An 11,592-nucleotide genomic window follows, 5' to 3' on the forward strand; every position below is an offset into this window, starting at 1 on the left:
CTCACAATCCGAAATAATGCTGCATGACGACCTCACGGCTGGTCGCACTCGGCCGGCTGGCAAGCGTGACCTTGCCCTCCAGAAGGCAATAGAAACGGTCGGCCACGGCGAGCGAGCGCGTGATGTCTTGTTCGACGACCAGAATGCCGATGCCGCGCGCCTTGATCGCCGGAATGAGCTTGTACAGGGAATCGATGACGACAGGCGCAAGGCCGAGACTGATTTCGTCGCACAGGAGCAACCGTGGATTGGCGAGCAGCGCGCGACCGAGCGCCACCATCTGTTGCTGACCGCCGGACAGCTCCCTTGCCTTCTGTCGGCATCGCTCTTTGAGAATGGGGAAGAAGCCGAACACATCCTCGATGCCGATTTCTCCCTGCCTTCCCACCTCCCAACCGATATGTAGATTTTCTTCGACCGAGAGCGAAGGAAACAACCGGCGTCCTTCGGGCACGAGCGCGATACCTTTGGCGACGATCTCGGCCGTGCCTTGACCGGCAAGATCTTCGCCGCAATAGCTGATGACGCCTTCGATGCGGTCGGCTTGGCCAATGATCGCCTTCAGCAACGACGATTTTCCGGCACCATTGGCCCCGATGATCGACACGACCTCGCCGGCCCGGACGGAGAGATCGACCGCATCGACCGCGCGGAACTGACCGTAGAACACGGAGAGCTGCCGAACTGCCAGCAAGGGAGAAGTATCACTGGCCGCTGTCACCGGCATTTCCCTCCGCGCCGAGATAAACCTCCTTCACACGCGCATCGGCCAAGACCTCGTCCGGCGTGCCGCTGGCGAAAATGTTGCCGCCATAGAGAACGACGAACCGGCCGGCGATGCGGCGCAGGGCGCGGATGACGTGCTCAATCCAGACCACCGTGGTTCCGCCGCTGTGCACCTTGCGCACGATGTCCAGCAAGCCGTTGCATTCGGCATCGGTCAGGCCGCCGGCAAGCTCGTCGAGCAGCAAGAGCTTTGGCGTCAATGCAAGCGCCTTGGCGAGTTCCAGGCGCTTGAGATCGAGCAACGAGAGCCGGCCCGCCGGCATGTCCTGCCTGTGCCAAAGCCCGGTCTGCTCCAGCACCGCTTGCGCGCGGCCCTTGGCGCGCGCGACGGTATTGCCGGAACCATGCACGGCTGCCACCAGCACGTTCTCGTACACGGTCATCTGGTGGAAGGGTCTTGGAATCTGGAAGGTGCGGCCGATGCCGACCCGACAACGATGCCAGGAGGTCATTCGGGTGATGTCGCGCCCGGCATAAACGATGCGACCGCTGTTCGGGGCCAAATTGCCGCCGATCAGATTGAACAGCGTGCTTTTTCCCGCGCCGTTGGGACCGATGATGCCGAGAATCTCGCCCTCAGCCACTGTGAGATCAAGGCCCTTTATGACATTGAGGCCGCCGAAATGGCGACCGAGCCCAACCAGCTCAAGCAAGATCGACCTCTCTCGTCGGCCCGACAATGCCGCGACGCGAAAATGTCGTCGCCGGCCGCTTTTGCGATATCGGCCGCCGCTGACACCAAAGTCAATGGCGGCCGAGCATTCCATGTGAGCCCACCGCCGTCAGTAGGTGACCAGTTCGGGCGCCGCGTTGGTCGGGATTTCCGGCGCCGTCGAGTTGTCGACGATGGACATCTCGAACAGGTATTTCTTGCCCTTGAACCACTGCCCGATGACAAGCGGCGTTTGCGCGCAATTCGGTAGCGGCCCGGTTCGGAAATCGATCGGACCGACGATCGACTTGTAGTTCGTCGCACGGATCGCGTCGCGAATGGATGCCGCCTTGTCGATGTTCTGGGTACGCTTGAGCACGTCGATGACGACCTCGAACAACGCATGACGGAAGCCGAGCGGCAGCGACCATTGTTTGTTGCTCGCCTTCTCCCACTGATCGGCAAGATCCTGCGACGACACGCCGGTGAGACCGGATTTGAAGGGGTGGAATTTCGACCACCAAACCTCGGTAGTCAGGTGGTTTGCGCGCGCACCGAGCGGGTAGATCGCTTCGGGGAATTCGCAGGCTTTTCCGACGTAGACGACCTTCGGCTTATAACCCTGCTGCGCGGCACCGTTCCAGAAGGTGGTGAACTCCGGCGGCGGCAGCACGCCCTGGACGATGTCGACCTGCTCGGCCTTGAACTTCGTGATCTGGGCGTTGTAGTTGCTGGCCGGCATGTCGAAACGGCCCGGATCGATCGACTTGTAGCCCTTCGATTGGAAAAAAGGCGGGAAGTCCCTCGATTGCGCAATGCCGTCGCCGTCGTTCGGCCACAGGCCGCCGACTGTCTTGTTGGTCGAAAGCCTGTTCCAATAGGGCACCAGCGAACTGGCCAATTGTTTTCCGCTGAAGAAGAAGTGGTAGGTCCAGTCGAAACCTTTTTTGGGGTCGCCCTTGCGTCCGAAGAAATATGGTTCCAGCGGCGCATCATTCGAAACGCAGGGAATACCGTTGAGCTCGCACTGGTCCGAGACAGGATTGACTGTCTCCGGTGTGGCATAGGTCGCGATGATATCGACCTTGTCACGCAGAATGAGTTCCTGCGCTACTTCGGCCGCGCGGTTGGGATTGGACTGGCTGTCCTTGACGACGACCTCGAACGGGTGATCGGTGCCGTTGATCTTGATCGTGCCCCCGGTCGCCTTTTTGATCTGGGCGATGGTGAACGGCATTTGTTCTGTGAAGAAGGCGAGCGGCCCGGTCGACGGCTGCACCAGTCCAATCTTGATGGTTCTCGGCGCAGCAAAGGCCGGCCGTGCGACCGACGTGGCCATCACGCCGGTGGCCGCCAAGCCCTGGACGACGCTGCGGCGATTGATCGGTAACTTGCCCTTGTTCATCGCGTTTAGCTCCTCACCATGAGAGACATTCTTCTCTGGCTTCTCTGGCCAATCCGAGCGGCATGACGAGGCTTCGTCTCCGTAACCGGTCGAAGCACAATGCAAGCGGATGTCACGGCGGTCTCGCGCGCAGAAGGATTCTGCGACGCTCTTCTCGCCAAGGCGGATGCGGCCACGTTCAAGCCATTTTATCGCGCGAGACTAGCCGGTCGCCGTCCCGCACGTCTTGCCTGAAAGCGCATCCACCCTTTGATCGAAAGCGAGGCGCTTGCCGGTGCTCTCATGATGCGCCGACCGGCCGAATGCCTGACAGTCCGGCGGTGGCGACCTTGGGTTTGGAAAACCGAGGTCCGATCAGGCAACCAGGCCGACTCTGCCTTTTCCGGACTGCACGGGCGTAGCCGTTGGCTTGCGGCGGAACGAAGTCGGTGCGACTCCAACCTGGGCCTTGAACAGGCGCGAGAAATGTGCGCTGCTGTTGAAGCCCCATTCAAACGCGATCTCCGAGATCGACTTCTTCATTTGCCCCTGTTCAGCCAGCGCCTCGCAGCAGCGATCGATGCGCAGCCGCCAGATGTGACGCTCGATCGTCACGTTCTCCATGGCAAAGACTTGATGCAGGTAACGTTTGGAACAGCCCATCGATTGAGCGATCCGATCGATTGAAAGATCGGGGTTGCTCAAATGGGCAAGAATATATTGCCGGACGCGGGAGCGGAGCTGGTTCGACGGGGTCTGCACGCTGCGGCGCTGCGACGCGTTGGCATGGAGTGCGCGGCGGACGAAGCCGACGGTCGTCTCCGCCAGAAACTCGTCGCCGTCTTCCGGCACAATCCCCGGATCGGTGTATGAGCGGATGAAGGAGGCTGCGATCTGCGCCATGGCAGACCGATTTGGATCGGCGAGAAACGGTTCGGAGAGACGACGAAAGCTCCGGTCGATGATTTGATGGCGCGGGATCTGAATGACAATCTGCTCGACCCGGCCGAGATTGGTGATCTCGTAAGGCCGCCACGTATCGTAAACGCACCACGAACCCGGATCGAGATGCGCGGTCCGGCCATTCTGATCGACCCGGCAGCGGCCGCGAACCTGCAGCAAAAGCTTGATAGCGTCGGGAACGGCACCCCCATTCGGCGCGTCACGGCGGACCTGATGGCCCGAGCCGGCGATGTGGAACGCCCGCAAGAACGATACCGGCCGCGTGGTCAAGGTGGCGCGGAATTCGGAAGGGCCGGTCGCGTGCGCCTCAAGATGACCGAAGTAGCGGGTGGCGATCCCGTTCCAATATTCCACGCGATCGTTACGGTCGACGTCATCAGTCGAGAAGATGTCGATGCGGCTGCCGCCGGGGCTCGCTGACCCGGGGGGCGTCATGATCGAATTGTACTCCACAATGTGACGCCCTCGCCTTTGGCTTCGCCGATCTCGCATGATCAACGATATCCCACCAGCGGTGCGCCAACAACGGCCCATTCCCGGGAAATAAGGCGTAGGCACAGGCTCTGCCGAAACCGCGCGGACCAACCGCAATGGTTCATCTCGTATGTGCGCGGCGCAGCAAACGCCGCTGTGCAAGGGCCTCGGACTGTTCGCTGCGGAGCAATGCCGAATGCACTCTCGGAAATGCGCCGCGGCGCTCTCGCCGCTATGGTCGCACCCCAAAGTCAGGAAATCCCATGTCTCAGCAGATGCAAAACAAGGTATGCATGATCACCGGCGGCGCCGGCAGTATCGGCCTGGCGACGGCGAAGCTCCTGCTCGCGGAAGGTGCGAAGGTCATGCTCGTTGACCTTACAGATGCCGCCCTCGAGCAGGCCGTCGCGGCAATCGGGGCGGATTTCGGGACCGTCGACCGTCTGGCGTGCTGCGTGGCGGACGTAAGTCAATCGGGGAGCGTTGCGAACTTCGTCTCAAAGACGGTTGGCCGATGGGGAAATGTCGACCTGCTGTTCAGCAATGCCGGCAATTTCGGTGTCGTCGCCTCGGTGACCGAATATCCGGAGGACGTTTTCGACTCCGTTCTGGCTGTCCATGTCAAAGGCGCTTTTCTGGTCGCCAAGCACACACTTCCACACATGAATGACGGCGGCTCCATCGTCATTACATCCAGCATTGTCGGCGTCACCGGTGACGCCGGTGTTTGCGCGTATGTAACCGCCAAGCACGCCCAGGTCGGACTGATGCGGGTGCTGGCCAAGGAAGCGGCGCCGCGCAATATCCGCGTCAACACCATTCATCCCGGTCCGGTGGACAATGAATTTCAATCGCATGTGGAGAAGAACCTCAGCACCGCGCTTGGGCGGGATGCGACCGCTTTTTTCAACGAGATAGTGCCATTGCGGCGCCATGCCCGCGCGGAGGAGATTGCCCGCTCGGTGCTCTATCTTGCTTCCGACGCCTCTAGCTTCACGACGGGAAGCCGGCTGATGGTCGACGGTGGATTGAGCGCGTGACGCTGCGTCGGCGCGGCGATCGATATTCCGCTGGGCCACTAGTGCGGTGAATTTGAAGTTCCTATCAGTTTCGCGGTAACCTCGTCATAGGAACTTCAAATTCTAAACCGCACTAGAAATCATATAATTGGCTAGTGCTCCTTTGATTCCGAAGTTCGTAAACGTGGAGCCGCAATATGATACGAACTTCGGAATCGGAGCACTAGGACGACGTCTGGTCGTTCGGTCAAATTGACACGCTCGGCGTCATGGTCCCCAATGCGCCGCGGCCCGACGAGATCGTGACGATCGTGGCGCCCTCGGAGCTGACATGACCAGGAAACCCGCCTTTCAGACTTCGCCCACCAACCCGAACTTGCAGGAAATCCAGACCGAGCCGGAGCGGCGCGTTGACATGCCCTATGCGCCGGCGATGCGGGTCGAAAGCCCGTGCGGCCTGCTGTTCATTTCCGGCGCGACTCCGTCGCCGCTCTATCACAAGCATCCGCATGTGATCTCCGAGCACGATCATCCGAACAAGATCGAGGACCAGACGCGTCGCGCGATGGAGACGATCAAGACGATCCTGGAGCATCAGGGTTTGACTTTTACCGACGTCGTCAAGGTGACGAAATATCTGACCGATATTCGCGATCAGGATGGCATGGTGGCTGTGATGAAGGAATATTTCGGATCCTGGACGCCCGCCAGCACGACCATCTGCATCAACCAGCTTTCGACGCCGGGCGCCCGCATCGAGCTCGACATGATCGCGGCCTTCCCGCCGGGGAAGTGAGACTTACTTGCGCAAGGAGCCTTTCAAAAGGCTCCTCGCGGCGAGAGCGAGCCTACTTCGCTTTCCGGCCGCCGCGTTCCGCCGCGCGGCGCATCGCTTCCGCAAAGGCACCGCCGCCGATATCCGGCCTGGCCGGCCCACGCGAGGTCATCTGCTTGTCGTTGAAGCGCGGGCCGCGATCGGATTGCAGGCGATCGGCCTTGACACCTGCCTTGGCGCCGACCGGGTCGTCCATGCGCAGCGTCAGCGCGATGCGTTTGCGGGCGACGTCGACTTCCAGCACCTTCACCTTGACGATATCGCCGGGCTTCACGACGTCGCGCGGGTCCTTGATGAAGGTCTTCGACATCGCCGAGATGTGCACGAGGCCATCCTGATGCACGCCGATGTCGACGAAGGCGCCGAAGGCCGCGACGTTGGTGACGGCGCCTTCAAGGACCATCCCCGGCTTCAGGTCGCTCACCTTCTCGACGCCTTCCATGAACACCGCAGCCTTGAAGGCGGGGCGGGGATCGCGGCCGGGCTTTTCGAGTTCGCGCAGGACGTCGGTGACAGTAGGTAAGCCAAACGTGTCGTCGACAAACGTTTTCGGTTGCACCTTGCGCAGCACGTCCACATTGCCGATCAGCGCCTTGATGTCGCTCTTGGTGGCTTGCAGAATCTTCCGCACCAGCGGATAGGCCTCCGGATGCACGCCGGATTTGTCGAGCGGATCCTCGCCGTCATTGATGCGCAGGAAGCCGGCGCATTGCTCGAAGGCCTTGGGGCCAAGCCGCGCCACTTCCTTCAGCGCCTTGCGAGACCTGAACGGGCCGTTGGCGTCGCGGTGCTGAACGATGCTTTGTGCGAGGCCGCCGCCGATGCCCGACACGCGGGCGAGCAGCGGGGCGGAAGCGGTGTTGACGTCGACGCCGACGCTGTTGACGCAGTCTTCGACCACGGCGTCGAGCGAGCGGGCGAGCTTGGTTTCGCCGAGATCGTGCTGGTACTGGCCGACGCCGATCGCTTTCGGATCGATCTTCACCAGTTCCGCCAGCGGATCCTGCAGACGTCGCGCGATCGACACCGCGCCGCGAAGCGTGACATCGAGTTCGCGCAGTTCTTCGGAGGCGAAGGCGGAGGCCGAATAGACCGATGCGCCGGCCTCCGACACCACGATCTTGGACATCTTCAGGTCGGGCAGCAGCTTGACCAGATCCGACGCCAGCCTGTCGGTCTCGCGCGAGGCCGTGCCGTTGCCGATCGCGATCAGGTCCACCTTGTGTGCGACAGCGAGCTTGCCGAGCATCGCCAATGAGGCATCCCAGGCGCGCTGCGGCTCGTGCGGATAGATCGTCGTTGTCGCGACGACCTTGCCGGTTGCATCGACCACTGCCGTCTTCACGCCGGAGCGATAGCCGGGATCGAGGCCCATGGTGACGCGTGCGCCGGCCGGTGCCGCCAGCAGGAGGTCGCGCAGGTTGGAGGCGAACACGCGCACGCCTTCTTCCTCGGCGGCGGCCCACAGCCGCGCGCGCATGTCGATGTTGAGATGCACCTGGATCTTGGTGCGCCAGGCCCAGCGCGCCGTTTCCGCCAGCCACTTGTCGCCCGGCCGGCCCCGATCGGAGATACCGAAGCGCTGCATGATCTTCAGTTCATAGGAACTTGGCGTTGCCGCCGGGGCGGGCGTCGCGGCTACCTGCTCCGGTTGCATCGCGAGATCGAGGATCTCCTCCTTCTCGCCGCGAAACAGCGCCAGGATGCGGTGCGACGGCAGCTTGACCAACGGCTCGCTGAATTCGAAATAGTCCTTGAACTTCTCGCCCTCGGTCTTCTTGCCGTCGCGCACCGTCGACGACATCAGGCCGTTCGACCACATCCGCTCACGCAGTTCGCCAATCAGGTCGGCATCTTCGGCAAAACGCTCGACCAGAATCGCGCGCGCGCCCTCAAGGGCCGCGGTGATGTCCGCGACCTGCTTGTCCGGGTTGACGAAGCTCTGGGCGATTTTCTTCGGGTCGTTGTTCGGATCGGCAAGGAGAAGTTCCGACAGCGGCTCGAGGCCGGCTTCCCTGGCAATCTCCGCCTTGGTGCGGCGCTTCGGCTTGAACGGCAGGTAGATATCCTCGAGCCGGCCCTTGTTGTCGGCCGCCATGATGGAAGCTTCCAGCGCAGCGTCGAGCTTGCCCTGCTCGCGGATCGATTCGAGGATCACGCCGCGGCGTTCTTCGAGCTCGCGCAGGTAGGTCAGGCGCTCTTCCAGCGTGCGCAGCTGCGCGTCATCGAGGCCGCCGGTGATTTCCTTGCGGTAGCGCGCGACGAACGGCACCGTCGCGCCGCCGTTGAGCAGTTCCACCGTTGCCGCGACCTGCTGTTCGCGGACGCCAAGTTCTTCAGCGATCTTCCGATTGATGTTTGCCACGCGAGAGTCTTCCTTCGAAATTCCGCGGCGGGCCGTACCGCCGTCACGATCGCTTATGGACTGATCCGGCGCGATTCATCAACCCCCGTGGCGGGATCGAATGCGCTGTTGATCACGTTGTGTTGCTGCGAAAAAACTGTGGCTTTTACGTCCGGCGTGTTGCGCAATCGGGTAGTGTCTCAGTTTGAAATTTCGAACACCCAACCGGACTTGTGCCGTCGGGCAAATCACCTGTACACCGCCATAATGGTTAGCTGCCGGCTACCTTGCGAAGCTTACCGCTAAGCATTATTCTACTGTCGGCTGGGCTCGCAGGAATCATCCCATGCAGCCTTCTGAGTACTACGGCCGCTTAGCCGGCCAAGACCGAAAAGACTTCCCTCTTGGAACCTGCCCGGCAAGGCCAGCGGCCGGCTATTTTGCTGATGCCGTCGGTCTGGCGGACGAGCAGGTCATTAAGGACGCCATTGCCGGACTATCGACTGAACACGAAATCGAATCCGCTCTCAGGGAATTGCTGGGACGTGTACACGCTCACGGCTACATGTGGTGGCGTTTAGGGATCAAGAAGTATGCCCCGAGGCCCTAGAGGCGAAAAACGTCCCGGCGACGTGATCGGCGCGGCCGTCATGGTCGGCAAGATCGCTACCGGCGAGATCGACGACCTGACCACCGAGGACGGCAAGAACGCCGCCGCCGTGGCATTGGGACGCATGGGAGGCAAGGCACGGGCGGCCGGTCTTTCTGCCCGAAAACGGCGCGAAATAGCGAAAAAAGCCGCGAAATCCCGATGGGATAAGTAGCCTCGTTGCCGCAGAGTCACACAAGAAAGTTACCGTACCTTGTGAACAGCTTAACTGTTGCTTAGTTACCAACCTATCATTATGATAGGTGCAATGTCTGAGGAAGATCAGCCGCCGATACCACTAAAACCAGCCCTCGCACCCGCGCCGAGGGTGTCGCGGATTCCGGCGCCACAGGCAAATGTAGTCAGCCTGGTGCCGCGCGCCGAAACAGTCGGTGAGTTGGTTCGGAAACTGGCCGCAGACACCACGAAAATCAAATGGTCGGCTCATGCGTTCGAGCGCATGAGCGAACGTGGCATCACCGATAAGACCGCGCTTGAGGTGATGCGCAAAGGATCGCCGAAAGGAAAGGTCGAAGCAGGACGTGAACGCGGAGAGTGGAAAATAAAAATGGCGTACCGTCCGAACGGACGCAGGGAGGTAGGTGTGGTTGTAATCACGGTACGCACCGAACGCCTATTAGTCAAAACCGTGGAATGGGAAGACGTTACATGAACATCCAATTCCGAAACGCACGCTACGGCGAAACTGTAGGAAAGCCGCTGCATTACACTGCTTGCGGCTTGGATGACGTTTATCTGTACAACGGCTTCACCCGCGAAATCATTGATGGTGAGGAGTACATCACCGTTGAGAATCTAGATGGGCTCTGGAAGTCCATTGGACTCTATCTGGTGACGACTAAGAAGACTCTTGCGCCGAAAGAAATCCGCTTTCTGCGCGACCACATGGACATGACGCAGGCGCAGCTTGGTGCGCTCTTGCGCGTGAGCGATCAGACTGTGGCCCGATGGGAAAAAGGAGAAACCGTACCCATGACCGGCTCAGCCGACTTCATGCTGCGCGTGTTGTTCCTTGGCAGCCCGATTGCTCAGCCTCAAGGCCGAGAACTGCTGCAAAAACTTAAAGAGTTGTGCGAGGGGATTATTGACGGCGACGAACCTATGCCGGCCCCAGTAGTCTTCCGTCACAACGAGCATAGCCAACGTTGGAAAAAGGCCTCCCCCATGCGCGTTGCTTGCGGGTAAGCCTTAAAAAGGGGTGCGGTTGGCGTCAAAACCTCACCTTTTCGGAAACTGAAAAAATATCTTGACGCTAAGCATAAAAGTTCATATTGTCGGGGGCATGAACAAGCTCCCGATAGAAACCCGTGTCCAAATCCTTCGCCTTCTGTGCGAAGGGTCCTCGATGCGGTCGATCAGCCGTGTTGCCGGGGTATCGATCAATACCGTCACAAAGCTTTTGGTCGATGCTGGTTTAGCTTGCGCCAACTTCCATGACGAAGTGGTGCGGGAAATCCCTGCCCAGCGCGTCCAGTGCGATGAGATTTGGAGTTTTTCCTACGCCAAGCAAAAGAATGTCAAACACGCCAAGGCTGCCCCGGAAGGTGCGGGCGACGCTTGGACGTGGACCGGCATTGATGCCGACTCCAAGCTTATCGTTTCGTGGCACGTTGGCGACCGCAGCGCCTTCACCGGTACGTCATTTATGGCCGATCTAAAGGCGAGACTTGCCAACCGCGTCCAGCTCACCACGGACGGTCACAGGGCTTATTTGAAGGCTGTTAGCGAGGTCGATTTTGATGCTGACTTTGCGATGCTGAACAAGATTTTCGCGGCAACCCCGGCTGGTCCGGGACGCTATAGCCCCGCTGCCTGCATTGGCACGATCAAGACCCCGGTCATGGGCAATCCCGATCCGCAGCACATCAGCACGTCTTTTGTGGAACGGCAGAACCTGACCATGCGGGTGTCAATGCGCCGGTTTACGCGCCTGACCGCGTTCAGCAAGAAGTTTGAAAACCACTGTCACGCGCTGGCGCTCTACTTCTTCTTTTACAATTTCTGCCGGGTCCATAAGACCCTTGGCGCTACCCCGGCAATGGCGGCTGGCGTGACTGACCGAATTATGAAGATGGAAGATGCGGTTTCGCTGATCGACGCCGCCAATCCTATCCCCGCTATTCGCGGTCCTTACAAGAAAAGTGCTGCGGCAGAAATTTCAAACTGAGACACTACCCGCAATCGACACAACATCGCAGCGAAGCCGCTCAGGCGAGTTCGGCCAGCAGATTTTGATCGCGTTAGAGGCGCAGGAAAATGCAGCAGGTCGGAAAGGCCGTCGCCAAGCAACGTGACGTGCGAGCGCATGACGAGGCCGGCTTGCGCGGCGTCATTGCGAAGAATGGCCTGCATGATCTGCTCATGCTCGGGGATCGACGATTCCATGCGGGCCGGGCTGGAAAGTGATCGCCCGGCAGTGCGGCGATATCTTCACGGTCAGCCGGCGAGATTCGCTCCCTGATCGC

Annotated in this window: 13 protein-coding genes; 7 read left to right on the plus strand and 6 right to left on the minus strand. The window is 60.4% G+C overall.

Going from position 1 to position 11,592, the window contains the following annotated elements:
- Position 1: 1 nt before the first annotated feature.
- The 4 genes from M6D32_RS21170 to M6D32_RS21185 all read right to left on the minus strand — a co-directional run bounded on the left by M6D32_RS21170 (position 2) and on the right by M6D32_RS21185 (position 4,220).
- Positions 2–721, minus strand: a complete 720-nt coding sequence (locus tag M6D32_RS21170) for an ABC transporter ATP-binding protein (RefSeq protein WP_298259880.1) — start codon at positions 719–721, stop codon at positions 2–4.
- Positions 705–1,442 (minus strand): ATP-binding cassette domain-containing protein, encoded by a 738-nt coding sequence (locus M6D32_RS21175; protein WP_298259956.1) that lies wholly within the window; start codon positions 1,440–1,442, stop codon positions 705–707. Before M6D32_RS21175 ends, M6D32_RS21170 begins: the two co-directional genes overlap by 17 nt.
- A gap of 126 nt (positions 1,443–1,568) precedes the next feature.
- Positions 1,569–2,843, minus strand: coding sequence for an ABC transporter substrate-binding protein (locus M6D32_RS21180; RefSeq protein WP_298259883.1), 1,275 nt, complete (start codon positions 2,841–2,843; stop codon positions 1,569–1,571).
- Positions 2,844–3,197: 354 nt separating this feature from the next.
- Entirely contained in the window at positions 3,198–4,220 is a 1,023-nt protein-coding gene (locus tag M6D32_RS21185) for a helix-turn-helix domain-containing protein (RefSeq protein WP_298259885.1), read from the minus strand.
- A 332-nt stretch (positions 4,221–4,552) separates the two neighbouring features.
- Between M6D32_RS21185 and M6D32_RS21190 the strand changes: the two genes are divergently transcribed.
- Both M6D32_RS21190 and M6D32_RS21195 read left to right on the plus strand, forming a co-directional pair.
- A complete protein-coding gene (locus tag M6D32_RS21190; protein WP_298259888.1) occupies positions 4,553–5,299 on the plus strand; it encodes an SDR family NAD(P)-dependent oxidoreductase in 747 nt (248 codons plus the stop codon).
- A gap of 310 nt (positions 5,300–5,609) precedes the next feature.
- Positions 5,610–6,074 (plus strand): RidA family protein, encoded by a 465-nt coding sequence (locus M6D32_RS21195; RefSeq protein ID WP_298259890.1) that lies wholly within the window; start codon positions 5,610–5,612, stop codon positions 6,072–6,074.
- Between the two features lie 52 nt (positions 6,075–6,126).
- Here the strand turns inward: M6D32_RS21195 and M6D32_RS21200 are convergent, their stop codons facing one another.
- Complete coding sequence (locus tag M6D32_RS21200; RefSeq protein WP_298259892.1) at positions 6,127–8,478, minus strand: Tex family protein; 2,352 nt, start codon at positions 8,476–8,478, stop codon at positions 6,127–6,129.
- Positions 8,479–8,803: 325 nt separating this feature from the next.
- Here M6D32_RS21200 and M6D32_RS21205 point away from each other — a divergent pair, with 325 nt between their 5' ends.
- From M6D32_RS21205 to M6D32_RS21225, 5 genes are all read left to right on the plus strand, one after another.
- Entirely contained in the window at positions 8,804–9,067 is a 264-nt protein-coding gene (locus M6D32_RS21205) for a hypothetical protein (protein ID WP_298259893.1), read from the plus strand.
- Positions 9,068–9,107: 40 nt separating this feature from the next.
- The gene (locus tag M6D32_RS21210) at positions 9,108–9,281 is read left to right on the plus strand and encodes an RNA-binding protein (protein WP_298259894.1); all 174 of its coding nucleotides are present in this window, start codon (positions 9,108–9,110) and stop codon (positions 9,279–9,281) included.
- Positions 9,282–9,374: 93 nt separating this feature from the next.
- Complete coding sequence (locus tag M6D32_RS21215; RefSeq protein ID WP_298259896.1) at positions 9,375–9,779, plus strand: DUF4258 domain-containing protein; 405 nt, start codon at positions 9,375–9,377, stop codon at positions 9,777–9,779.
- Positions 9,776–10,312 (plus strand): helix-turn-helix domain-containing protein, encoded by a 537-nt coding sequence (locus M6D32_RS21220; RefSeq protein ID WP_298259898.1) that lies wholly within the window; start codon positions 9,776–9,778, stop codon positions 10,310–10,312. The genes M6D32_RS21215 and M6D32_RS21220 overlap by 4 nt, the downstream gene beginning before the upstream one ends.
- Before the next feature lie 97 nt (positions 10,313–10,409).
- On the plus strand, positions 10,410–11,294 hold the full coding sequence (locus M6D32_RS21225; RefSeq protein WP_298259900.1) for an IS1 family transposase: 885 nt from the start codon (positions 10,410–10,412) through the stop codon (positions 11,292–11,294).
- Here M6D32_RS21225 and M6D32_RS26960 read toward each other — a convergent pair.
- The gene (locus M6D32_RS26960) at positions 11,258–11,512 is read right to left on the minus strand and encodes a hypothetical protein (RefSeq protein WP_366145850.1); all 255 of its coding nucleotides are present in this window, start codon (positions 11,510–11,512) and stop codon (positions 11,258–11,260) included. The two genes, M6D32_RS21225 and M6D32_RS26960, sit on opposite strands and share 37 nt — an antisense overlap.
- Between the last annotated feature and the right edge of the window lie 80 nt (positions 11,513–11,592).

Source organism: Bradyrhizobium sp. (genome assembly GCF_027307225.1).
In the GTDB taxonomy this organism is placed as follows: Bacteria; Pseudomonadota; Alphaproteobacteria; order Rhizobiales; family Xanthobacteraceae; genus Bradyrhizobium.

Bases quoted from the DNA above. Each gene is read 5' to 3' on its own strand.
- M6D32_RS21180 (WP_298259883.1), bottom strand. From the start codon at position 2,843: ATGAACAAGGGCAAGTTACCGATCAATCGCCGCAGCGTCGTCCAGGGC.
- M6D32_RS21185 (WP_298259885.1), bottom strand. From the start codon at position 4,220: ATGACGCCCCCCGGGTCAGCGAGCCCCGGCGGCAGCCGCATCGACATC.
- M6D32_RS21190 (WP_298259888.1), top strand. From the start codon at position 4,553: ATGATCACCGGCGGCGCCGGCAGTATCGGCCTGGCGACGGCGAAGCTC.
- M6D32_RS21195 (WP_298259890.1), top strand. From the start codon at position 5,610: ATGACCAGGAAACCCGCCTTTCAGACTTCGCCCACCAACCCGAACTTG.
- M6D32_RS21205 (WP_298259893.1), top strand. From the start codon at position 8,804: ATGCAGCCTTCTGAGTACTACGGCCGCTTAGCCGGCCAAGACCGAAAA.
- M6D32_RS21210 (WP_298259894.1), top strand. From the start codon at position 9,108: ATGGTCGGCAAGATCGCTACCGGCGAGATCGACGACCTGACCACCGAG.
- M6D32_RS21215 (WP_298259896.1), top strand. From the start codon at position 9,375: ATGTCTGAGGAAGATCAGCCGCCGATACCACTAAAACCAGCCCTCGCA.
- M6D32_RS21220 (WP_298259898.1), top strand. From the start codon at position 9,776: ATGAACATCCAATTCCGAAACGCACGCTACGGCGAAACTGTAGGAAAG.
- M6D32_RS21225 (WP_298259900.1), top strand. From the start codon at position 10,410: ATGAACAAGCTCCCGATAGAAACCCGTGTCCAAATCCTTCGCCTTCTG.
- M6D32_RS26960 (WP_366145850.1), bottom strand. From the start codon at position 11,512: ATGGAATCGTCGATCCCCGAGCATGAGCAGATCATGCAGGCCATTCTT.